21 protein-coding genes are annotated in these 21,852 nt (G+C 54.7%); 12 read left to right on the plus strand and 9 right to left on the minus strand.

The genetic code is table 11. From position 1 onward, the window contains the following. Positions 1–28: 28 nt before the first annotated feature. A complete protein-coding gene (locus AB1J88_RS09570) occupies positions 29–1,633 on the minus strand; it encodes a methyl-accepting chemotaxis protein (protein WP_430290922.1) in 1,605 nt (534 codons plus the stop codon). A gap of 225 nt (positions 1,634–1,858) precedes the next feature. Beyond that, complete coding sequence (locus tag AB1J88_RS09575; RefSeq protein WP_003225981.1) at positions 1,859–2,263, minus strand: TraR/DksA family transcriptional regulator; 405 nt, start codon at positions 2,261–2,263, stop codon at positions 1,859–1,861. A gap of 403 nt (positions 2,264–2,666) precedes the next feature. Here AB1J88_RS09575 and AB1J88_RS09580 point away from each other — a divergent pair, with 403 nt between their 5' ends. The 7 genes from AB1J88_RS09580 (at position 2,667) to drt3b (ending at position 11,039) form a co-directional block, all read left to right on the plus strand. Continuing rightward, complete coding sequence (locus AB1J88_RS09580; protein ID WP_430290923.1) at positions 2,667–3,575, plus strand: MurR/RpiR family transcriptional regulator; 909 nt, start codon at positions 2,667–2,669, stop codon at positions 3,573–3,575. 61 nt (positions 3,576–3,636) lie between these two features. Beyond that, positions 3,637–4,242, plus strand: a complete 606-nt coding sequence (locus AB1J88_RS09585) for a glutathione S-transferase (protein WP_430290924.1) — start codon at positions 3,637–3,639, stop codon at positions 4,240–4,242. Between the two features lie 2 nt (positions 4,243–4,244). Beyond that, positions 4,245–5,351: a DNA alkylation repair protein gene (locus AB1J88_RS09590; RefSeq protein WP_430290925.1), complete on the plus strand. Its 1,107-nt coding sequence runs from the start codon at positions 4,245–4,247 to the stop codon at positions 5,349–5,351. A 354-nt stretch (positions 5,352–5,705) separates the two neighbouring features. Next, entirely contained in the window at positions 5,706–5,924 is a 219-nt protein-coding gene (locus AB1J88_RS09595; RefSeq protein ID WP_095136499.1) for a hypothetical protein, read from the plus strand. Position 5,925: 1 nt separating this feature from the next. Next, the gene (locus AB1J88_RS09600) at positions 5,926–7,149 is read left to right on the plus strand and encodes a YcaO-like family protein (protein WP_430290926.1); all 1,224 of its coding nucleotides are present in this window, start codon (positions 5,926–5,928) and stop codon (positions 7,147–7,149) included. A gap of 676 nt (positions 7,150–7,825) precedes the next feature. Further along, positions 7,826–9,079, plus strand: a complete 1,254-nt coding sequence (gene drt3a / locus AB1J88_RS09605) for an antiviral reverse transcriptase Drt3a (protein WP_159974161.1) — start codon at positions 7,826–7,828, stop codon at positions 9,077–9,079. Beyond that, the gene (drt3b, locus tag AB1J88_RS09610; protein ID WP_430290927.1) at positions 9,072–11,039 is read left to right on the plus strand and encodes an antiviral reverse transcriptase Drt3b; all 1,968 of its coding nucleotides are present in this window, start codon (positions 9,072–9,074) and stop codon (positions 11,037–11,039) included. The genes drt3a and drt3b overlap by 8 nt, the downstream gene beginning before the upstream one ends. A gap of 375 nt (positions 11,040–11,414) precedes the next feature. On the opposite strand, the gene AB1J88_RS09615 is transcribed toward drt3b, so the two are convergent. From AB1J88_RS09615 to AB1J88_RS09635, 5 genes are all read right to left on the minus strand, one after another. After that, entirely contained in the window at positions 11,415–12,071 is a 657-nt protein-coding gene (locus AB1J88_RS09615; protein ID WP_430290928.1) for a DUF2931 family protein, read from the minus strand. Positions 12,072–12,082: 11 nt separating this feature from the next. Further along, entirely contained in the window at positions 12,083–12,739 is a 657-nt protein-coding gene (locus AB1J88_RS09620; protein WP_430290929.1) for a DUF2931 family protein, read from the minus strand. A 10-nt stretch (positions 12,740–12,749) separates the two neighbouring features. After that, a complete protein-coding gene (locus AB1J88_RS09625; RefSeq protein ID WP_131670188.1) occupies positions 12,750–13,406 on the minus strand; it encodes a DUF2931 family protein in 657 nt (218 codons plus the stop codon). After that, complete coding sequence (locus AB1J88_RS09630) at positions 13,406–14,947, minus strand: T6SS phospholipase effector Tle1-like catalytic domain-containing protein (RefSeq protein WP_103368880.1); 1,542 nt, start codon at positions 14,945–14,947, stop codon at positions 13,406–13,408. The genes AB1J88_RS09625 and AB1J88_RS09630 overlap by 1 nt, the downstream gene beginning before the upstream one ends. A gap of 140 nt (positions 14,948–15,087) precedes the next feature. Continuing rightward, positions 15,088–15,450 carry a DUF6124 family protein gene (locus AB1J88_RS09635; protein WP_003226001.1) on the minus strand — a complete coding sequence of 121 codons (363 nt, stop codon included), beginning with the start codon at positions 15,448–15,450 and terminating at the stop codon, positions 15,088–15,090. Positions 15,451–15,958: 508 nt separating this feature from the next. Here AB1J88_RS09635 and AB1J88_RS09640 point away from each other — a divergent pair. Beyond that, positions 15,959–16,498 carry a thioesterase family protein gene (locus AB1J88_RS09640; RefSeq protein ID WP_108184378.1) on the plus strand — a complete coding sequence of 180 codons (540 nt, stop codon included), beginning with the start codon at positions 15,959–15,961 and terminating at the stop codon, positions 16,496–16,498. Between the two features lie 170 nt (positions 16,499–16,668). Here the strand turns inward: AB1J88_RS09640 and AB1J88_RS09645 are convergent, their stop codons facing one another. Together AB1J88_RS09645 and AB1J88_RS09650 are read right to left on the minus strand one after the other, a co-directional pair. Further along, complete coding sequence (locus AB1J88_RS09645; protein ID WP_430290930.1) at positions 16,669–17,148, minus strand: GNAT family N-acetyltransferase; 480 nt, start codon at positions 17,146–17,148, stop codon at positions 16,669–16,671. A gap of 241 nt (positions 17,149–17,389) precedes the next feature. Next, the gene (locus tag AB1J88_RS09650; protein ID WP_108182376.1) at positions 17,390–17,938 is read right to left on the minus strand and encodes a cytochrome b; all 549 of its coding nucleotides are present in this window, start codon (positions 17,936–17,938) and stop codon (positions 17,390–17,392) included. A 207-nt stretch (positions 17,939–18,145) separates the two neighbouring features. Between AB1J88_RS09650 and AB1J88_RS09655 the strand changes: the two genes are divergently transcribed. The 4 genes from AB1J88_RS09655 to AB1J88_RS09670 are packed head-to-tail and all read left to right on the plus strand — an operon-like array spanning position 18,146 to position 21,761. Further along, positions 18,146–18,823, plus strand: coding sequence for a thermostable hemolysin (locus tag AB1J88_RS09655; protein WP_430290931.1), 678 nt, complete (start codon positions 18,146–18,148; stop codon positions 18,821–18,823). Further along, on the plus strand, positions 18,813–20,294 hold the full coding sequence (locus tag AB1J88_RS09660) for an AMP-binding protein (protein WP_430290932.1): 1,482 nt from the start codon (positions 18,813–18,815) through the stop codon (positions 20,292–20,294). Before AB1J88_RS09655 ends, AB1J88_RS09660 begins: the two co-directional genes overlap by 11 nt. Further along, complete coding sequence (locus AB1J88_RS09665) at positions 20,291–20,965, plus strand: TenA family transcriptional regulator (protein WP_047295011.1); 675 nt, start codon at positions 20,291–20,293, stop codon at positions 20,963–20,965. Before AB1J88_RS09660 ends, AB1J88_RS09665 begins: the two co-directional genes overlap by 4 nt. Next, the gene (locus AB1J88_RS09670; protein WP_430290933.1) at positions 20,952–21,761 is read left to right on the plus strand and encodes an SDR family oxidoreductase; all 810 of its coding nucleotides are present in this window, start codon (positions 20,952–20,954) and stop codon (positions 21,759–21,761) included. Before AB1J88_RS09665 ends, AB1J88_RS09670 begins: the two co-directional genes overlap by 14 nt. Positions 21,762–21,852 lie beyond the last annotated feature (91 nt).

The raw sequence follows: 21,852 nt of genomic DNA on the forward strand, positions 1-21,852 counted from the left end.
GATTCATTGCGCGAGCGGTAACAATCGATCAGCGCGGACTCTCCGGTTTATAGCCCAGGCGCAGACCACCCCAATGCCGGCCCTTGACCATGATCGGCACCGACAGGTCATGCATCAGCTCGCCGGTATCGCGGGTGTACGTCTGCAGTAGCACCGCTTGCTGATGACTGCCGCAGCGAATCCCGGTGCGGTCAGCGAACTTGCGCTTGGTGCGGTTGCCCACCGCGTCGACCTGCGCGTCACCGGTCAACGGCTGACTGAACGCCAGGTTGTGCGTCGGCACATAGCCCTGTTGCGTGCAGGCGATGGCGAACACCACCCCCTCATGACGCGGCAGCAACGGCTCCTGAATCGCCGGCAATACCTGATCGGTGTAGCGGTCGAAACGGGTCTGAAACTTCGGCGGTTGCGTTCCGGGAATCGGCTGATATTGACGGTCGAACAAATCCTCAAGGCTGATCCGCCCCTGCTCGACATCCGCCTCGAACCGCGCCGCAATCTGACTCGCGCCCTCACGCGCAAGGTCATAGACGCGCTGGTGATAGTCATCCAGACCGACTTCGGCCAGGCGCTCGCTGATGGTTTCCGCCTGGCCTTCCATCTGCACGGCGGCCTCGGCCAGGCGCCGGGTCTGTTGATCGCTGATCGCCAGATCGCTGCGCATCTGTTCGATGGCCTTGAACAGGCTGTCGAGCTGCTCGCGATTGGTTTCCGCACCCCGGGCGATTTCGCCGACCTGACCTTCCACCCCGGCGGCCAACCGGGCGATGTTTTCCAGATGCTGACCGGTGTTCTCGACCTGCTCGACGCCGGTCTGCAGATCACTGGACAGCTCGCGGATCTGCTCCACCACTTGCGCCGTACGCTGCTGAATGTCGGCGACCATCTCGCCGACTTCGCCGGTCGCCGAGGCAGTCCGCGCTGCCAGACCGCGCACCTCATCCGCCACCACCGCAAAACCCCGGCCATGCTCGCCGGCCCGCGCCGCTTCAATCGCCGCATTCAGCGCCAGCAGATTGGTCTGGCTGGCGATGGACTGAATCACCAGCGTCACCCGTTGAATGTCGTCGCTGCGCAGGCTCAAGGCTTCGATCAACTCACGGCTGGCGTTGGCGCGTTGACTGAGTTGATGCATGCGCGCAATCGAATCCACCAGCTCGGTGCGCCCCGCCGCGCTGCTGTGATGCGCTTCACTGGCGGCGTCCAGCGCTTCACGGCTGAGCTGCGAGGTGGCGTGTTCGGTGGCGATCATCACTTCGGCGTTGCTGACAATCTGCGCCGCCGCGTCGAGTTGCGATTCCAGTTTGCTCGCCAGTTGCTTGACGGAAAACGCCACACCGGCGGCTGACAGCGCGTTATGACTGGTGGTGTAGGAAAGGTCGCGAGTGAGTTCGGAAATCGCGCTGCCGGCATCGACAGGGGCAACATCGGGGATGGCACGCGAGCGCAGGCGCGGCAGCCAGACAATCAGCACCGCCAGCGGCAGGCCGATGTACAGCGACCCTCCACCCAGCGTCATGCCGGCAAGCAACAGCATCAGGGCGATGCTTTGCAGGGTCGGAGCGATCCAGCGGTTTTTCGGCAACAGCACTGGTGCGGGCAAAGCCCCAACCAGAGATCCATCTCTCGTCATTTCAACACCCCACGCGTGTTCTCATTGTTGTGACTGCATTAAACGCCACTAGAACGCCATTATCCATGGTCCGTTAGTCGTGGAGTCTGCAGCAGGTCAATGGAACGGTGCGCGAGATATCGCAGACGAGCAAAAGCAAAGATCGCAGCCCCGTCAGCTCGTGTAGGAGCTGCCGAAGGCTGCGATCTTTTGCAGGCGCCCCCGATTCAGGGGGCAACCATGGAATCAGGCCTGACGCTGGTGCTTGTCGATCTGCTCGTGACGCTCTTGAGCTTCGATGCAGTATTTGGTGGTCGGGCTGATCAGCAGGCGTTTCAGGCCGATGGCCTCGCCGCTGTCGTCGCACCAGCCAAAACTGTCTTCCTTGATGCGCTCAAGGGCTTGTTCCAGTTGCGGCAGCATGCGCTGGTCGCGATCGATCGCGTTCACCAGCCAGGTGCGCTCTTCTTCAACCGAAGCCGCGTCCGCCGGGTCGGCCGGAGTGTCCAGGCTTTCGATGGCGATACGGTTTTGCTCAATGCGCTCATGGGTTTCGACTTTCATGTTCTGCAACAGCTCAGTGAAGAAAGCGTGTTGCTCGGCATTCATGTAGTCATCTGCCGGCATGGCCAGCAACTTGTCCTTTGTCATTGATATCTCTATAAAAAAAACGTGCATTAAGGCGAAATAGGGAGCGTTCCGGCGAACCGTGTCCGGTCGACGAAAAGGCATCGTTTATTGCAAACGCCACCCGGCACTCAATTTACGAAGGGGCGGCAGTCTAAGGCCCGTTTGAGGCCTCAGCAACTGTAAATACCGGGAATTTGTCCGACAAGCCCCGTAAACAGCTCTGACACAGGCGTCATGGCGGTCATCGGAGTGCGTTTATAGCAAGAAATTCAGTCCAACGGCTGTATATAGAAGACAAACGGCTAACCGCTGGCGCCGCATCGCGCATTTTTCTTCTCCCGGTGCATCGTTTCAGCCAGGCAGAACCCCAAAAGCCCTCCTACCATCAGCCACAAAGTGATTTGATCAGCCTGAAGGAAGACTTATGCCCCGCCCCGATCTGCCGGCCAACGACGAGCGCCCCCTCGCCAGCCCCCCGATCAATGCCGAGCGTCTGCTGCAACTGATCAGCGACGAATACGACACCCTGCCACGCCAACTCAAACGCATCGCCAGCTACATGAGCCAGCAAAGCGAGCGGATCATGGTCGATCGCATCAGCGACATCGCCCGCGAATGCGAGGTGCATCCGTCCGCCATCGTGCGCTTCTCGCAGCGCTTCGGTTTCAGCGGCTTCAGCGAAATGCAGGCACTGTTCCGCACCGCCTACACCCACAAAGCCTCGCCGGTGCACAACTACCAGCAACGCATCCGCAGCATGATCGCCAACCAGTCGCAGCAGGCCAGCGACGGCGACCTCGCCCGCGAATGCATCGACGCCACCCGCTCCGGCATCGAACGCCTGGGCCGCGAACTCGACGACGTCGCGTTTGAAAAAGCCGTCGACCTGATCGTCAACGCCGACAACATCTATGTCGTCGGCGTGCGCCGCTCCTTCGCCGTCGCCGACTACCTCGTTTACAACTTGCAACACACTCACAAGCGCATTCACCTGGTTTCGGGGCTGGGCGGCAGCTATCGCGAACAGATGCGCAGCGTGCGTAGCGGTGATTTGGTCATCGCCATCAGCTTCACCCCCTACGCCAAGGAAACCCAGCACTGCCTGCGCTACGCCCGCCAACAACAGGCCAACACCCTGATCCTCACCGACAGCCACCTCTCGCCCTTGGCCAAAAACGCCAACAGCCTGCTGCTGATCAATGAGGGCAGCGCACTGGCGTTCCGTTCGCTGAGTGCGACGTTGTGTTTGTGTCAGGCGTTATTTGTGGCGGTGGCGTATCGGCTGGAATTGAATGTGGATGAGATTCACGAGCAGGCTGGTTTTGACGACTGACATTTGCCTCAGGCTCGGCTAGGTTATGCCTTCCCACCGGTTCGACTTGAAGGAACGCGTCATGAAACTGATCGGCATGCTGGACTCCCCTTACGTGCGCCGCGTGGCGATCTCCGCCAAACGCCTCGGCATCGACCTCGAACATGAATCGGTCTCGGTGTTCCGCCACTTCGAGCAATTCCAGCAGATCAACCCGGTGGTCAAGGCACCCACACTGATCCTCGATGACGGCGTGGTGCTGATGGACTCCACCCTCATTCTCGACTACCTCGAAGCCGCCAGCGGCAAAAGCCTGTTGCCGAGCGACCTCAAACAACGCGCCCACGCCCTGCGCCTGATCAGCCTCAGCCTCGCCGCCTGCGAAAAAGCCGTGCAGCTCTACTACGAACGCAACCTGCGCCCGGCCGACATTCAATACCAGCCGTGGGTCGAACGCGTCGAAGGCCAACTCGCCGCCGCCTTCACCGCCCTCGAACAGGAACTGGAAAAAACCGGCCTGCCCACCGACGGCACCCTGACCCAGGCCGGCATCAGCCTCGCCGTCGCCTGGAGCTTCACCGACCTCGTCGTCCCCGACCAGATCGACGCTCGCCGCTACCCGCACATCGCCCAATACACCGCGTACGCCGAAACCCTCGAAGCGTTCGTCAGCACCCCGATGACCTGACCATGAGCACCACCGACACCGCCGCCCCGGCGTTAAAGGAAATCTTCAACGCCGAACGCCTGCAACACATCGCCAGCGAAATGAGCGCCGTGTACCCGGCGTTCAAGGCCAAGGCGTTTCTCAAACACGCCAACCAAGGGCTGGCGGAATTGTCGGTGATGCAACGCATGGCCCGCGTCAGCGAAAGCCTGCACGCCGTGCTGCCACTGGACTACGAAGATTCCCTCGAAGTCCTGCGCGAACTCGCCCCCCGCCTCAACAGCGGATTCGTCAGCATGTGCCTGCCGCACTACGTCGCCAGCTACGGCGGCCACGCCTTCGATACCTCCATGCAAGCACTCAAATACTTCACCACCTTCGGCTCCTCCGAATTCGCCATCCGCCACTTCCTGCGCAGCGACCTCGAACGCTCGCTGGAACTCATGCACGACTGGACCCAAGACCAAAACCACCACATCCGCCGCCTCGCCAGCGAAGGCACCCGCCCTCGCCTGCCCTGGTCATTCCGCCTGGAAGCTGTGCAAGCCAACCCGCAACTGACCGCCGGCATCCTCGATCGGTTGAAAGCCGATGAGAGTTTGTACGTACGCAAGTCCGTGGCGAACCATCTGAACGACGTGACCAAAGAGCATCCGGAATGGGTGCTGGACACGATTGAAGGCTGGCCACTGGAGAACAAACACACGGCGTGGATTGCCAAGCATGCGTTGCGCAGTTTGATCAAACAGGGAGATCTGCGTGCGCTGACGGTGATTGGTGCGGGGGCCAAGGCTGAGGTGGAGTTGCTGGATGTGCGGGTTGAGCCGGCGGTGGTTCGGTTGGGTGAGGCGATTACGTTGTCGTTTACGGTGAAGTCGACGGTGGCGCGTGAGCAGCGGTTGGTGATTGATTATGCGATTGACTATGTGAAGGCGAATGGCGGGGTTTCGGGGAAGGTTTTCAAGTTGAAGACGGTGGTGTTGGCGGGGTTTGGGGAGGTGGTTGTGGGGAGGCGGCAGGTGATTCGGGATTTTACGACGCGGAAGCATTTTTTGGGGCGGCATGGGGTTAGGGTTTTGGTGAATGGGGAGGTTTTGGGGAGTGCTGCGTTTGACATCGTTGCTGATTGATACCGATAAATAGATTCCGTTGATCTGGCGGGACTCGGACTGATAGGGAATTACGGATGGGGCTGCTTTCGGCCAAGAGCCGCCCTTGGAAAATGGCATGAAAGCCAGTAGGAGCCATTCCAGGCCTGGTAAAAATCAGTTGTAAATTTGCTGTTGTCATCACATCAGATTCCGGCACCGAACAGGTCGCTCACTAATATAGAAGACGCTATATCGCAATATTTTCTAAGCGCAAGCAAGCAGGAATTCTTATATTGGCTAAAGTGATACAAACTCAGATCTGCAAAAAAATGCGGATTCATACTGAATCCAAAATACAATTTTTTACACCGCATATTTGCGACGGAGATGAAAATGGGCAAATTATTTTTTGAAACCAGAGGGAAAGGGCAAGCACTTTCGGCTGAGGCGATGCTTGGGCAATTACATGAGGCGTTTGTCGAGGCAGGAAAATCAGACAACACTCCTGTAGACATAAAGATCGTTATTACAGGAAGCAAGGAAATAACACTAAATTTCAACATTAAGGAAGTAGACGAATTGATATCAATCTTGGAGCTAGGAAAAGATTAAAATGCTATATTCACATCATGACGTTGAGAGATGTATTGATGTAGAGTCAGCAATTGTAAAAGCAAAATCATTCCTTGAAAAAAAAGGATTTTCAATTAACTCAATAAGTCTTGGCGACGGCATTGCGACAACTCACCTAGAAATATTGAGCAAGGATGGTTATCGCACGAATGGGTGTGGAAAAGGAATCTTCAGGCAATCCATGGCTTCGGCCATTTTTGAAGCTCTGGAGCATGCATACACCCTATCCTACAATGAAGAGGACGACCGCAGTCCTAAAATTGTAGATCTAAACGGAACAGATAAATATCTATCCGAGGGGGCGCCATACTTAGAAAAAATTGTTAGAAACGATGAGTTGTATTTCTCCAGACTCCCATTTGTGAACATTTCAAATCTTGAAAAAATAGATTACCCCGCATTCCTCATCCATCCTCGTTATAAAGCAACTCATGCTGAAGAGCTGGCTTCTATCAATAATTACAGTTTGATGAGGTACAGCTCAAACTCCGGATCTGCTGCGGGCGTGAACATCAACGAGGCGACGCTGCATGGAATTCTAGAGTTGATAGAGCGAGACGCTATTGGCGTAGCGTTGCTTAAGTCAATCTTCAAATCTCCCCCTGAGCCGGTTAAATTAGTTCGACTATGGACTCTGCCGGAAAGCATTCAACGGATACTACATACTATTAGCAGACAAGAAAATGTCAAAATTGAGATCTTCGATATAGCCACTGACGACAGCGTGCCATCTTTTATGTCCTTCATCGAAGCAGTCTCCACCGGAGAAAGATTTTTCGGATCTGGAACATCCACTAGCTCAGAATATGCGATTGAAAGATCCATACTGGAGTCTTTGCAGTATCTTCATATTTCCAGGCATATCGGCAGGCCCGCGCCGAGACGCCGAAAACCTTCGATTGTTACTGGAATAAAATATATTTCTGCTTATTTGGAGGGCGGAGTTTTTCAATATAGAGGAGGAACAAAATTAATTGATTTTACGGCGGTCAGCGACGACTCCACCACCCTAGATTCGAAAATCAAAAAAATTATCAGTCGATTCAAAACAAAAGGAGCAGATTTTTACAGGAGAGTGATAGTTGACGACGAGGTGGCTGTTGTTCAGATTGTAGCGCCAAAGTTAGAACGATTTCATTTAGTTGCACGAGGGGTCATAGTGCTTCCGGGTCATCGAGGTTATCAAATCCTAGCGAAAAATTAATGTTGTTACTCATTCTCTCCATGTCGATCATGCCTATTCCACGCGCTGCTGCCTTCCCTTTCAAGACTCTCTGGATGATCTATCCTTGCCCCGTGACCGACCGATTTGGGTCGATGTCAGCCCTTCGTGGCAGGTAGCACCCGGCGAGCAGCGTGCACTTAGACCTTCTCTGGATTTACTTGGTTGTGTAGATAACGCCGCGCCCGCGAGTATGCTGGTCAATTTACCCATCGATTCAGGGAATGAGCCGCAATGTCGCTTTCAAACGAATACGAGACATACGATACCGATGCTTTTTTGTTGAGCATGGCTTTGGCCCAGGGGAGACGAACGCTCGCCATTTGCCTACCTAATCCACCAGTAGGCTGCACAATCGTGCAACGGCTTGCAGCCGTATCGAGTGGTTTCATTCGCCTCCTAGGAACGTACCACACCGAGACAATGGTCCTTCCGAAACTCGAACTGGGGCGGAGTGAATTGACAGCTTGTGTCATGCTGGAACCCTCCTAGGTCGTGGGAAACCTCCATTTGTGTGCCCACTCTTTTGTGAAGTCAGGTTTCCAGGAAGTGTTTGTAGAGATGGTCGACCTCAATCCAGGTTTTACTGGCTTACCGATTCGCTCCTTGGACTGCGATGCAGAACCTGCTAAAACATTTTTCTTGCAAAGGATGCCGTATGTACGACCAGTCATTTAATTTTATTTCAATCTCTAAAGTTCTTAGGAAAAATGATTTCTACCTTAAGCCGTGGCTAAGAAATCCATTATCAAAGGACGCTGAAATTGAAGCAGCGGTGGAGCGCTCAGACAGTGGGTTCGAATCTTATTCATTTCTAGATAGCTCGAGTGTTCGCGGAAAAAACGTTTATAGAGTCCTCGCATTCAGTCATGAGCTATTGTTACGAAAAATAGATAAAAACTTGAGGAAAGCGAAACCCATATTCACTCCTTCTCGAGATACAATAATTGCTAATCTCCGGGTTTTAATAGCGGAAAGCGCACAGTTTAAAATTTATCGACTAGATATAAAGAGTTTTTATGAGTCATTCACACCTTCTCTGGTTCTGAGCACTATCTACAATATCAAAGGGCTAAGTCCGCATACAAAGAACCACATAAAGGAAATTATTGAGCACTTCGCATCTGCCGGTGGGGTGGGAATTCCGAGAGGTATGGCGCTAAGTGCTACATTGTCGGAGATTGTAATGAGTTCCTTTGATTCCATTATAAAGTCAATGCAGGGGGTTTATTTTTACAGTCGATATGTCGATGACATTATCATTATAACTAGCGGCCAAGAACACTCAAAACAGTTCATTTCGAAAGTGAGCAAGCTTTTACCGTATGGGCTCCAGTTAAATCGGAAAAAGCAAGAGCTTTGTTCTGCTCCTGATTCTTCTGGGTACAAAAAAAGTCAGCAGCCTGAAATGCCACTACTATTCTCGTTTGAGTACTTGGGATATAGCTTCTCTGTTTACGAACCACCAGAAAAAAATGGCACTCGAGAAGTGATATTGGATATAGCTGACTCTAAAGTAAAAAAAATAAAAACGAGATTGACAAAAGCCTATCTCGATTACTGCAAGAATAGGGATTTTGGGCTTCTTGAAATACGCATGAAATTTCTCACTTCAAACTTTAGCGTTTTAGATATTAATAGGGGCGGTTATAGGCTTGCCGGAATCTATCACAACTATCATAGGATAGATAAAGATAGATCTGTAGCACTGGATGCTCTGGATGAGTACTTACGTCTGGCCACCATGAGTGGTTTTGGCAAAGTGTTCGATCGATTTTTTTGTAGCACTACTGTTGCGCAGCGGCGCAGGCTACTGACTTTCAGTTTTAAACGCGGCTTCCTGGAGCGTAGTTATTTTCACTTTAATCGTTCACAGCTCAAAGCTATCAGGGAGTGCTGGGAATATGCCTGACGATAAAAAAGCCGAGCGAATCGTAAAGAGCGATTTTTGCAGAGTTCTAGTAACCGAAACAGCTCCTTATGAAACCCCGCTTATATTTTCAAATGATGGATTCTACAATATTGCAAAAAACCTCACGACCAATACAGGTTTCGCCCATGTAATTGCAAACTTGTTCATAGCAAGCAAAAATGGAAAGTGGAGCACTGTTCCTTACCAGTATAAAATAAAGAAAAGTACCACAGATTTTAGATGTCTTTCGATTCTGCATCCTCTATCACAGTGGCAAATTAAGTTATTTTACGAGCGTTATGAGCACCTTATCTGCCACTACTGCACTCTAGGCCACTACTCAATCCGCACTCCATTCAAAACTGCCAGCATCTTTTACTATAAGAGTTCTTGGGAAAATATCGGGCAATATAAGCGAGGTACGGTTGATGATGCGTCTTCAGAGACAAGACTTAAACACAGTTCATCCTTTTACTCGTATAAAGGTTACACAAGGCTTTACAAGATGTTTAATTCCAAAGCCTTTCTTGATCTTGAAAAAGACTTTACCATTCTAAAGACGCTGGATGTTTCTAAGTGCTTCGATAGTATTTATACCCATTCGATTGCTTGGGCAACTAAGGATAAAGGTTTTGTAAAAGATGGTAGATATTCCGCTTCGATTTTTGGGAATAATTTCGACGATGTTATTCGTATGGCGAATCACAACGAAACAAATGGCATTGTAATCGGTCCTGAAGTTAGTCGAATTTTTTCGGAGATTATATTTCAGGACGTGGATTGCAAAGTTGAAGCCAAGCTAGCCTCAGAGAAATTCAATTGGGTTTTGGGTGTTGACTACTCAATAAAGCGCTATGTTGATGATGTATTTATATTTGCAAGATCAACAGAGATGGCGAACAAGATTTATGAGATTTATGCCGACAGCCTATTGAGTTATAAGCTTCACGTGAACTCCTCTAAAAGCCAAATATATCAACGCCCGTTTTTTACGCCAAAATCAAAGGTTATAAGAGAGGTAAATCTTTACGTAAACGAATTTATCGAGAGATTTTTAGAGGAGGTCGATGAAGGAACGTCACTAAAGCCAAAAAAGATATTCAAAATAGATCGGCTTGTCCGCAGCTTCATTGATGCTATCAAGTCAACTTGCTCTGCTGAACGTATGGAATACGACGAAGTATCCTCGTACATAATATCTTCCTTGTTCGAAAGAACAAAGTTGCTAATTAATGTCCCCAAGGGTTTCAGTCGGGAGACAGGAGTTAATGATTATAAAGACGCTTGTATCGTGTTTTTAGAGGTGATGCACTTCTTTTATTCAGTTGCTCCATCCGTTAGCTCATCATATAAATTTTGCGCATCGTTGATTCTGATTTGTCGTTTCGCTGACCAACATCTAGGGCATTATGGGCACACAATTAAACAGCGTGCATTTGATCTATCTCTATCCTTGCTGGATAGCGATACTTTCCACAAACGAGCAGATGTAGATAATTTCATATCACTTGAGGTTTTAAATGTAATTCTTTCTTTAAGCGATTTTGGGGCCGCTTACCTACTTCCCCCACATGTCGTAGACAAGGTTTTTGGTGGGGATAGCTCATATTTTAATATTGTTTCATGTCTTTTTTACATCAAAGATCATAGTCTTTACTCCACAATAAAAGAGAAGACGCTAAAAAATCTAGATATCAAGCTTCAAGATATGTCAAAAATTCTTTCCAATACAGAGCAAGCATGCCTATTTTTAGATAGCCTAACTTGCCCTTATATCGACAGAAAAAGAAAAGTCAAATATATAAATAGACTATGCACAACGCTGCAAATTAGAAAGCCCAATCAACAAGACCTAAGTGATTTTATTTCTGGTTATGCTTCCGAGTATTGGTTCATTAACTGGAGAGAAGTCGATCTCTTGAATGCTCTAGAGCGCAAAGAACTGAGGCAGGTGTACTAGTTGGAGTTAGCAAGGACTTTTCTCTAATTTTCGTCTGTGCTAGCCTACAGATTGAAAGGTTAGTCAATATACCTCCACGTAGCCCCTCAAAGGCGCGTTCCATACCTACGTAGCGAATTTTTCATCACCTCATGGGTAGATGAGGCGCTAGCCGCGTAGGAGCGGTGCAAGCCGTACACACTAAGGTTGAGACTACCTTTCTCCCTTTTCTTGGTGCCTGTTAATTACTATCTCGTCTAAAGCATTGTTTTGTATCGAATATTCCCTTGATGTCATTGATAAAGATGACTAGCTGCTTTTGGCCGAAAGCGGTCCTTTGTAGGCTGCATTGACTCGACAAAAGAACAGGCAGAAGAGGTGCCTTCTTGCTGCCTCCTACCAACTTCCGTACGGAATGCCGTACTTGTCGATGTAGCGCTTGGCCTTCTCACTCACCGGATAGGCATAGCGCCCGCCATGCTTCCCCTGCTCCGGGCCTAGCGGTTCAAGTTCGCCCTGGGCATGAGCGACTCGGATCGGTCGGTGGCATGAATCTCTGACCCATGCTTGAAGTACTCCACCCGGGGCCAACCCCACGTAAAGCGAAGCCATGTATCGAGCGGTCCTTTCAGGAGTTTCCGGGCAACGCTGGTGCGTTGAATCCACCATCAATTGCCTCGCTGACTCTGGAATTTCAATGAAACCCTTGTAGATTTTCTGCTCTGATATGGATTGCCAACGAACGAAGATGAGCTTTGGAAGATCGGCACCGGTTACCGGAATACCGGAACCACTGACCGTCCCCCAACCACGGGCTGACTCCGTGCCATCTTCTGGTTCACCTCCGGCGGCGGTGCTTCCGCCTGCCTTGAAAAAAGTCCTGTTATTGATGTCCAGGACTGAGCTGTCTTCTACCCAGACCTTCATGTAATCAGGTTCAGTGAAAGCCAGCCCCCACCAATCGGATCTCGGATCGTTCTCGGCTGAAAGTGGATCCGTAGTCTGGCATCCAGCTACCAGTAGAACGCTCAAAACTAATATAAATTGCTTCATTCGTGGACGGGTTACCAACTCCCGTACGGTATGCCGAATTTCTCGATATACCGCTTGGACTTTTCGCTGACGGGATACGCATAGCGCCCTTGGTTCTTACCTTGACTAGGGCCTAGTGGCTCAACCTCTGCTTGTGCTCCGGCGACTTTGACAGGATGGTGGCATGAGTCTCGAACCCAGACTTGCACGACACCACCGGGCGCCAGGCCCAAGTAGAGAGACGCGTTATAGCGCCCCTTTTGTTCAGGTGTTTTAGCGCAGCGCTGATTGACGGACTCAAGCATGAGTTGTCTGGCTTCCTCTGGGATATCTACCCAGGCCTTGTACGTTTGCGGTTCAACAATGGACTGCCAACGGACATAGATCCTTTTGGGAAGATCAGCACCTACAACAGCTTTTCCGTTGCTTCCCACGCCGTGCCAACCTTGAGCAGATGCTGTTCCATCCTCTGGCTGCCCGCCGGAGGCGGATCCACCTCCTGTACGCAGGAATACTCTGCCTTTAATGTCTTCGACCGAAGTGTCCTCAACCCAGACTTTCATGTAGTTGGGCTCGGTAAAGCCTAGTTCCCACCAAGGAGATTTGGGGTCGTTTTTGGCTGATAGCGGATCACTCGAATCACAGCCGCTAATCAACAGGGCAAAAAGTATCGTTGGAAATCTTTTCATCGGACGACGGTTACCAACTCCCGTACGGAATGCCGTACTTATCGATATACCGCTTAGCCTTTTCGCTCACAGGATAAGCATATTGACCGCCGTTCTTGCCCAACTCAGGCCCCAGCGGCTCCAACTCAGCCTGAGCGCGAGCGACTTTAACTGGGCGTCGGCAAAGATCTCTTACCCACACTTGCACCACCCCACCCGGTGCGAGTCCCAAATAGACCGAGGCCATGAAGCGTGCCGTTTTCTCGGGAGTCTCCGGGCAACGCTGATGGGTAGACGTCACCATCACCTGTCTGGCCTCCTCAGGAATATCTACCCAAGCCCGGTAGGTTTTTTGTTCCGGTATCGATTGCCAGCGGACGAAGATGCGCTTGGGTAACCCTGCCCCGATAACCGGTTTGCCTGTACCTCCGACACCAATCCAACCGCGTGCAGACTCCTTGTCATTATTCGGTTCTGCACCGCTCGCGTTCCCTCCCCCGGCACGTAGGAAAGTTTTACCGTCGATGTCCTCCACGGAGCTGTCTTCAACCCACACGTTCATGAAGTTGGGTTTGATAAATGCCAGTTCCCACCAAGGGTACTTAGGATCGTTTTCTCCGGAGTTGGAGCTTGTTGCGTTACATCCGGTGAAGGCCAAAATGCTCAACAGAGCTACGAGTATTCTCATTACCAAAGCTTCCAATCAGCTACGTGAGGATGCTGCACGCGAATGCCATCCTCCGTGGGTGCGTTGATGTAAACAGCTCGCAAACCGCTGCCGTCCCGCCTGCCTTGGGGGTGGTTCCAGTTGGCAGAGGTGTGGATGTATTTCAGTTTCAGCAATTGCTCGTCATCGGGAGAGGTGGTGTAGTCGCCGGCGACGAATCTGTCACAGATCGATTGCAGCTCTTGGGGAACGGCATACTCCGTACGCCCAGGTATATCGGTGAAGGGAACGCCTTTCTCCTTCGCCAACTGATACATCACTCTCAAATAAACCGTGGAAAGTTTACCGCTGACCGGGCGTTTGAGTTGCAATCCCGCGTACACGCGTTTTTGTTTGGGTCCGAACCGATCTTGTGGGTCGGGCGGCAATGCGAGCGCCGCTGGCGTTACGACCTCCAGCATGTGTGCAGGCCAGCCCTTGGCTATCCACTGACTTTTTACTTGAACGGCATCTTGGTAGATCGAAGTCGTTTTGACGTCCGTGTTGCTCCATACATCAAGTGTTTGCATGGGGCTGATCAAAACACATTCTTCGACCTCATCGAGGTAGCTGCCTCCGATGTCCGAGTGGACGCCAGGACATGTGTATTCGGGATAGTCAGGTTTGACTCTGCTGAGTGCGAAGTTAGCCCGACATTCGTCACGGGCCACCAAATGAACGACGTCTTTGAAGAAACGTCGATCAAGGTACAGTTTTACGCCAGGAGCGATTGGGCTCGACACCCTGCCCAAGTTCGTGAAGCCAGCGATTGACGCTACCGTATCGAACAGGCCGATAAACCCCATGTTGATGCTACTACCGTACTGATCAACGAACGTACGACTGAAGTTGTTGGCGTAAGTCGTCAATGAATCCCTTAACGGCCCCTGCTTGCCTCTTACAATTTCATTTGCAAAATGCCGAGCGGCGGCTGCACCTCGACTGAAACCGAAAGTGTCAAAGGTGATTGACGCAATTTCACTGTTCGGATTTTCCTGAAGGGCATCCTCGATGATTTGCTTGATGAAAGTAAACGAAGTCTGAACACGCCCCACGACTCCCGTCTCTCCCCGCCCAGTGCCTTGGCTGACGACGCTGTCCTTCTCGCTGGATCGTGTACCAATGCCTTCAATATAAACGGGTCGTGAGACCTGTTTTATCGAACCCTCTCCTTCTGCAATCGGAGCTTCGTAATACAGGTCGGCAAGTTTTTTTATATTGGTCGCGCCAGCACCATAGCTACTGTCCGGATCCCTCATATAGGGCTGACAGCTAGCAGGAATATCCTGCGGCGCAATCGGATGCTGCGCACCACACAGCAACCCTGCCGCCGTGTTATTCGCATTGTTACCAGTACCATCAAAGAAAACCCCAATCCTCAACGCAATGCCGATTTTTTCAGGCTCGCGCGCAGGCTCTTTCCCGTGCTTCTCATACTCTGCCCAACGCTGGGCATGAATATCGACGGGTTTGGCTTCTTCGTAGCGGTAGTTTTTCGGGGGGTTGGGAACGTAGCCACTCAATCCTTGATTCCTTGTTCTGATCCTTGAAGAACGGGCCGAAGGGTGACAGCCGAGGCTTGGGGGCGCAAGGCGTGGCTCTGTGCCAGCTCGATTGAAATTGCTGGGTGCGACGAGGGTTTGGGCTCGTCGCACCGGGGTGGTCAGTGGGCGATTTCGACGTTGTCGAGGGCCTGGTTTACGGCGAGTTCGCCGAGCATGACGACCTGGGCGATGCCCAGTGCGGTTTTGCGGTGGGAGGTGTCGAGTGTGGCGGCGAAGTTGTTGAGCATTTCGCTGGCGGAGCCGAGGGTTTCGCTGGCGTTGGCGAGCAGGGATTCGGTGTCGCACTTCGGGTTGGCGAGGTACATGGGTTCGGGTTTGTGCGGGCTGGCCATGATTTGGGTGGCCGGGGACAGATAGTGGTCGAGGGCGCGTTCGGCGGCTTCGTGGAGCTTTTTGGAATCGAGGGATTCGTAGGGGGATGCGAGGTCGGTTTCTGGCGGATTGGGTGTTGGTTTGATCATGGTGAAACTCCTGATTGTTCATTAGGAGCTACCAGCATCACTTGCAGATGATGGGTGGCAGCTGTGCGCGGGTCTGCAAGACCGGGAAACCAGGAACCCGGCAGACCCGAAGGTCTCCCGCACAAAGCTGCCATTTTGTGGACACAAACGAGCGTCCATTTGGCGTAGCTATGCGACTGGTTTTCCGGCGGGCTTGCAGACCCGATCACTGATGAGCAGTGACAGGAATCAAGGTACGGAGGGCGCGCCAGACGCACAAGCCGGCGGATTCTGGCGTACTCGTAGGCGATGGCGCAAGGCGTTGTAGGGCGTAGGTGGTAACGGCAGGCTTCATGTAAACACCATGATCATTTCCTGTTTATCCGTTGATTGAACGGGCTACCGATCCAGCACCCACCCGGCAATGATCGGAATGCACTGTTCAGCCCAAAACAGTCATTTACGCACCTACCTCGCCATCACTCGGCTCGCTAGAGTGCAGCGCTCTTTTCAACTGGCTGACGTACTGATGAATCTGTGGTTTCGACTGCTCTGCATGCTTTTTCGCCGACCGTGGCGCAAGCCGGTCAATGCGCTGGAATCCACCGTGATCCGCATGCGCGTGTGGCCGCTGGATCTCGATTTGAATCGGCATGTCACCAATGGTCGCTACTTCACTATGGCTGACGTCGGGCGCATGGATTTTGTGTTGCGCAGTGGCGCGTTTCGGGTGGCGTTGCGCGCTAAAGCGTTGCCGATTGTTGGCGATACCTGGGGCAAATTTCGGCGTGAGCTGAAGCTGTTTGAAGCGTTTGAAATTCACAGCCGGATGCTTGGCTGGGACGACAAATGGAGCTTCATGGAGCATCGCTTCGTGAGCAAGGGACGGGTGATCGGCGTGGTGGTCATGCGTGGGCTGTTTCGGTCGGCGAGAGGCACGATGGCGCCGGGTGAGTTTGTCAGGGCGTTGGGGTTGCCTGAGCAGTCGCCGGAGATGCCTGCATGGTTGACGTCGTGGTCGGCGAGTTGCGATCTGATGAGTCTTCAGCTCAGGGGTGAGGAGGTTTGAGTCATTGGTTGCCTGGATGATCGTGTTTATGGATGCAGTACGGTGTCGTTTGGGCTGGCGTCTTCGCTAGCAGGCTAGCTCCCACAGGTTCTGCGCAAGGCTCGGGAGGGCGTTTGGCCGGGCGGACCCCATCGCGGGCAAGCCCGGCTCCCACAGGGATTGGGGGATGGCTATAGTCGGTGGCGGGTCATGTTGATCAGGGCTGCGCGTCTGCCGCCCGGCGCAGCACGCTCTTCGATGGAGAACGGCACGAAGCCGAGTTTCGGGTAGAGCAGCAACCCTGCGGTGTTTTCATTGAAGCAGGACAGCTGCACTTCCCTGGCCTGATACTTTTCGAAGCCGACCGCGGTCATGGTTTCGACAATGTAGCGAGCGACACCCTGGCCACGGGCGTAAGGCGCGACGATGACGTTGCCGATGCAGCAGACGCCGTCGTGTTCGGCACGGTAGAAATTGGCGAAACCGACGAACTCGCCGTTGGCCAAGAACGCCGTGGAGTCGAAGCGCTGGCTGATCGCGGTGTGCATCTGCTCTTCCGTCAGCGGGTACTGCGCTTTCGGGAACATGAAGTACAACTCTTGGACGCCCTGCGGAAAGCCGCACAGGGTTTTGACGTCGTCGGCCGTCACTGGCCGGTGGGTAAAGTTCATGGCTGCCCTGCCACTTATTGTCGGTGTTGCCAAGGTGATGCGCGCCCGGCGCGTTGGCATGCCATAGCGTGGACGCGAAGTGTTATTCGGGCAACTGCTGCGCTCTTCAAGACGCCACAAAAACCTGTGGGAGCGAGCTTGCTCGCGAAGGCAGTGTGTCAGTCAGCGATGATCCCGGCTGACACGACGCCTTCGCGAGCAAGCTCGCTCCCACAGGGATTGGGGTTGAAGGAGGTCGGGGTTATTCGGTGCGGCCCGGCAACATCCGCACCAGGGTGTTATCCCGCACCCAGTAGTGGTGAAACAGCCCCGCCGCCGCGTGCAAGCCGATCAGCCAGTAGCCGGCGCTGCCCAGCGTTTCATGCCAGTACTTGAGTTGTTTGGCGAAGTCCGGGTCGATGGCGACCGGTGCCGGGACGTGGAAGCCGAAGTACGGGAACGGTTTGTCGGCGGCGGCGAGCATCAGCCAGGCGAAGATCGGCGTGGCGATCATCAGCACGTACAGCGCCAGGTGCATCAGGTGCGAGATGCCGGTCTGCCACGCTGGCGGCTTGGGGGTGATGGGCGGGCGTGGGGTCAGGCGGCCGAGCAGGCGCACCCAGACGAGGATGAAGATGCTCGTGCCGAACAGGCCGTGGAAGCCCATCAGCAGGCCGCGCGCTTCGCTGCCCTTGGGCATGAAGCCTTTGATTTCGACGCAGGCATAGACGCCGACGAACAGCGCCAGCATCAGCCAGTGCAACGTAATTGACAGTTTTCCATAACGGGTGACGGCGGTGTCGCGGGTCATAAGATGCGCCTCGTGATTGTCGTGAGCGACGGTCGATTCGTTCGACAGTCTCGATCCGGTTGCAGGGCGAACCGACGGTGCCACCCTGCCCTTGCAGTCTTAAGACAATCTGAAGATTGCCCGTTGATTAACCTTTTTTCACCTTCAGACTTCGTTAAGAAATGCCTCCGATACTGCGCTCAAACCATTGAGGGAGGCGCTTTGCCCATGCCCGATTACCACTGGAACATTCCCCTTCCTCTACGTTTCGGCCAGGCCGAAACGCCGCAGATGACGTTGACCGGCGCCCTGCCCGACGACGCGCTGCGAGAGACTTTCGAAGCCTTCATCCAGCAGCGTTTTCGCAAGGCCCACGGCGCCGACATTCGACACTTTATGCCCGAGCTGTTCGGCATGCACAACGGCGACGGTGAACTGTGCGCGGTGGCCGGGGTGCGTCGTGCCCATCAAGAGCCGCTGTTTCTCGAGCGCTATCTGGATGAACCGATCGAACCCTTGATCAGTGCGGCGGCGGATCGTCCGGTTGAGCGTAGCGCCATCGTCGAAGTCGGCAACCTCGCTGCCAGCGACACCGGCAGCGCACGCTTGAGCATCATCGCCATCACCTATCTGTTGGCCATGGGCGGTCTGGAATGGGTGACCTTCACCGGCAACATCGGGCTGGTCAACAGCTTCCATCGGCTCGGTCTGAAGCCAGTGACATTATGCGCCGCCGACCCGGAGCGCCTGGGTGACGAGCGTCAACACTGGGGCAGTTATTACGAAAGCAAGCCGTGGGTGCATGTCGGCAACATCCGCGCCGGCTTCGTCCATTTGCGCAATATCGGCCTGTTCACTCGATTGGGCCTGCCGACTTCGATTGAAGGAGCCTGCCATGTCGCTTGAACTGCAACGCTTCCAAGAGACCCTGCGCGACCATGCCCGGCGCAATGACAACGCCACCGCGCTGTGGGGCGATACGCTGAAACTCGATTACGCCACGGTGTATGCCGAGGTGCTGTATCGCCAGGAACGCCTGCGCGATGAACAGGCGCAGGTGATAGCCTTGGCACTGGATAACGGCGTCGATGCGATGCTGTGGGATCTGGCCGTGCTGTTCGAGGGCTTGACCTGCGTGACGCTGCCGCCGTTTTTCAGCCCTGCGCAACGGGCGCATTGCCTGGAACAGAGCCAGGCCGAACGGGTGATTGCCGAACCTGAGCTGGCGGCCGAGCTGCTCGCCGCCGGCTATGAACAGCGCGGCGAGTTCTGGTGCCGCACCTTCAGCGGCCCGAGCCGGATGCCGGCCGGCACCGCCAAACTGACCTTCACCTCCGGCACCACCGGCACACCGAAAGGCGTGTGCCTGAGCGCCGACAGCTTGCTGCGTGTGGCGCGGGAGCTGGATCACGCGAGCAAACCCACCGATCCACAGCATCATCTGGCGTTGCTGCCACTGGCGATTCTGCTGGAAAACCTCGGCTGCTACGCCGCCCTGTACGCCGGTGCGACGCTGAGTCTGCCGAGCCAGAAAACCCTGGGCATTCAGGGCGCCAGCGGCGTCGATGTACCTTACCTGCTGGGCTACCTGGCCGGGCGTGCGCCGGAGAGTCTGATTCTGGTGCCGCAACTGTTGCTGATGTTGGTCAGCGCTGCCGAGCAGAAAGCCTTCGACCCACAAAAACTGCGCTTCGCCGCCGTCGGCGGTGCGCGGGTCTCGGAGGATCTGCTGCACCGCGCGCAGCGTGTCGGCCTGCCGGTGTTCGAGGGCTACGGCTTGTCCGAATGCGCCTCGGTGGTGTGCCTCAATCGCCCCGGCGCGCGGCGTCCGGGCAGTGTCGGCCAGCCGCTGCCGCACGTTGAAGTGCGCCTGGCCGAAGACGGCGAAGTGCTGATCAAGGGCTCGACCCTGCTCGGTTATCTGGGGGACGCGCCGTACGCCGATGAGTGGTGGCCCAGTGGCGATCTGGGCGAGTTCGACCCCGAAGGTTTTCTCTACCTCAAGGGTCGCAAGAAGCACCAGTTCGTCACCAGTTTCGGGCGCAACGTCAACCCGGAATGGGTCGAGTCGGAACTGACCCAGCGCCGCCACATCGCCCAGGCCTTCGTCTATGGCGAGGCCTTGCCGCGCAACCACGCCCTGCTCTGGCCGCACCGTGCCGATTGCAGCGACGCGGAGCTGGCCGCCGCGGTCGCCGAAGCCAACGAAGCCTTGCCCGATTACGCCCAGGTGCATGGCTGGACGCGCCTGCCGCAACCGTTCACCGCCGCCAATGGCTTGCTCACGGCCAATGGTCGGCCACGCCGCGAGGCGATTGCCGCGCTGTACCGCGCCCAATTGACTGAATCCGCTGTTTCCGAGGAGTCCGCATCATGAGTTTTTTCGACACCCTGCAAGAAGCCACGCATCAGGAACGCCACGAGCTGTTCAATCTGCCGATCATCCTCGACGCCCTGCAAGGCAAGGTCAGCCTGGAAAGCTATCGGGCGTTTCTCGCCCAGGCGTACTACCACGTGCGTCACACCGTGCCGTTGATGATGGCCTGCGGCGCGCGTCTGCCGACACGCCTGGAATGGCTGCGCAAAGCGGTGGCCGAGTACATCGAAGACGAATACGGCCATGAACACTGGGTCCTCAACGACATCGCCGCGTGTGGCGGTGACCGCGATGCGGTCCGCGACGGCCAGCCCTCGCTGCCGATCGAGCTGATGGTGAGTTTTCTCTACGACTTGATCGCCCGAGGCAATCCGGTGGGTCTGTTCGGCATGGTCAATGTGCTCGAAGGCACCAGCATTGCGCTGGCCACGCATGCGGCGGGGAGCATTCGCGAGCGTCTGGCGCTGCCGGACACCGCGTTCAGCTACCTCAGCTCGCACGGTTCGCTGGACATCGAGCACATGCAGACCTATCGCCGCTTGATGAATCAACTGGAAGATCCCGAAGACCAAGCGGCCGTAATTCACGCCTCGAAAGTCGTCTATCGCCTGTACACCGACATGTTCCGTGGCCTGCCGCGCGACGCGGAGACTCAACATGCAGCTGCGTGACGCGCGGGTGGTGTTGACCGGTGCCAGTGGCGGCATCGGCCTGGCGATTACCGAGGCCTTGTGCGCCGCCGGCGCCCAGGTGTTGGCGGTGGCGCGGCATGAGCAGGCGCTGACGCCGTTGCTTGAGCGCTATCCAGATTCGCTGTGCTGGGTCGCCGCCGACCTGACCTTCCTCAGTGACCGGCGCAAAGTGCTGGCCGCTGCCGAAGCCATCGGCGGCATCAACCTGCTGATCAATGCGGCCGGGGTCAATCACTTCGCCATGCTCGAACAGCTCGACGACAGCGACATCAACGCGATGCTCGCGGTAAACATCAGCGCGCCGATGTGCCTGACCAAATTGCTGCTGCCGCTGCTCAAACAGGCCGACAGCGCGATGGTGGTCAATGTCGGTTCCACTTACGGCTCGATCGGCTACCCGGGCTACGCCAGTTATTGCGCGACCAAGTTCGCCCTGCGCGGATTTTCCGAAGCGCTGCGCCGCGAGCTGGCCGACACTCGGGTCAACGTGCTGTATGTCGCGCCCCGCGCCACGCGCACGTCGATGAACAGTGCGGCGGCGCAAGCCTTGAACGATGCCCTCAAGTCCAGCGTCGATGACCCGCAAACCGTCGCCTCGGCGGTGATCTACGCGATTGCCGGCGACCGCCGCGACTTGTATCTGGGCTGGCCGGAGCGCTTCTTCGTACGTCTGAACAACCTGCTGCCGCACCTGGTGGATCGCGGTTTGCGCAAGCAGTTGCCGCTGATCCGCCGCCTCAGTGAAAAACCTGATCGCGAGCCGCCAAAACCCTGAAAAGACTGTTCTTTGCGTACCCGGACAGCCTGTACTTCTGAGCGCAACGCCTCTACCGTCAGAGGCGCTACGCTGAAGTCAGACCCGTGCG

It is taken from the genome of Pseudomonas sp. S8, from assembly GCF_050473925.1.
Classification (GTDB): Bacteria; Pseudomonadota; Gammaproteobacteria; order Pseudomonadales; family Pseudomonadaceae; genus Aquipseudomonas; species Aquipseudomonas parakoreensis.

What these genes read in the sequence shown, in the direction of transcription:
- AB1J88_RS09650 (WP_108182376.1), bottom strand. Translation starts at nt 17,938, where the DNA reads ATGACCCGCGACACCGCCGTCACCCGTTATGGAAAACTGTCAATTACG.
- drt3a (WP_159974161.1), top strand. Translation starts at nt 7,826, where the DNA reads ATGTACGACCAGTCATTTAATTTTATTTCAATCTCTAAAGTTCTTAGG.
- AB1J88_RS09600 (WP_430290926.1), top strand. Translation starts at nt 5,926, where the DNA reads ATGCTATATTCACATCATGACGTTGAGAGATGTATTGATGTAGAGTCA.
- AB1J88_RS09670 (WP_430290933.1), top strand. Translation starts at nt 20,952, where the DNA reads ATGCAGCTGCGTGACGCGCGGGTGGTGTTGACCGGTGCCAGTGGCGGC.
- AB1J88_RS09570 (WP_430290922.1), bottom strand. Translation starts at nt 1,633, where the DNA reads ATGACGAGAGATGGATCTCTGGTTGGGGCTTTGCCCGCACCAGTGCTG.
- AB1J88_RS09655 (WP_430290931.1), top strand. Translation starts at nt 18,146, where the DNA reads ATGCCCGATTACCACTGGAACATTCCCCTTCCTCTACGTTTCGGCCAG.
- AB1J88_RS09640 (WP_108184378.1), top strand. Translation starts at nt 15,959, where the DNA reads ATGAATCTGTGGTTTCGACTGCTCTGCATGCTTTTTCGCCGACCGTGG.
- AB1J88_RS09635 (WP_003226001.1), bottom strand. Translation starts at nt 15,450, where the DNA reads ATGATCAAACCAACACCCAATCCGCCAGAAACCGACCTCGCATCCCCC.
- AB1J88_RS09645 (WP_430290930.1), bottom strand. Translation starts at nt 17,148, where the DNA reads ATGAACTTTACCCACCGGCCAGTGACGGCCGACGACGTCAAAACCCTG.
- AB1J88_RS09665 (WP_047295011.1), top strand. Translation starts at nt 20,291, where the DNA reads ATGAGTTTTTTCGACACCCTGCAAGAAGCCACGCATCAGGAACGCCAC.
- AB1J88_RS09585 (WP_430290924.1), top strand. Translation starts at nt 3,637, where the DNA reads ATGAAACTGATCGGCATGCTGGACTCCCCTTACGTGCGCCGCGTGGCG.
- drt3b (WP_430290927.1), top strand. Translation starts at nt 9,072, where the DNA reads ATGCCTGACGATAAAAAAGCCGAGCGAATCGTAAAGAGCGATTTTTGC.
- AB1J88_RS09575 (WP_003225981.1), bottom strand. Translation starts at nt 2,263, where the DNA reads ATGACAAAGGACAAGTTGCTGGCCATGCCGGCAGATGACTACATGAAT.
- AB1J88_RS09660 (WP_430290932.1), top strand. Translation starts at nt 18,813, where the DNA reads ATGTCGCTTGAACTGCAACGCTTCCAAGAGACCCTGCGCGACCATGCC.
- AB1J88_RS09595 (WP_095136499.1), top strand. Translation starts at nt 5,706, where the DNA reads ATGGGCAAATTATTTTTTGAAACCAGAGGGAAAGGGCAAGCACTTTCG.
- AB1J88_RS09620 (WP_430290929.1), bottom strand. Translation starts at nt 12,739, where the DNA reads ATGAAAAGATTTCCAACGATACTTTTTGCCCTGTTGATTAGCGGCTGT.
- AB1J88_RS09625 (WP_131670188.1), bottom strand. Translation starts at nt 13,406, where the DNA reads ATGAGAATACTCGTAGCTCTGTTGAGCATTTTGGCCTTCACCGGATGT.
- AB1J88_RS09590 (WP_430290925.1), top strand. Translation starts at nt 4,245, where the DNA reads ATGAGCACCACCGACACCGCCGCCCCGGCGTTAAAGGAAATCTTCAAC.
- AB1J88_RS09580 (WP_430290923.1), top strand. Translation starts at nt 2,667, where the DNA reads ATGCCCCGCCCCGATCTGCCGGCCAACGACGAGCGCCCCCTCGCCAGC.
- AB1J88_RS09615 (WP_430290928.1), bottom strand. Translation starts at nt 12,071, where the DNA reads ATGAAGCAATTTATATTAGTTTTGAGCGTTCTACTGGTAGCTGGATGC.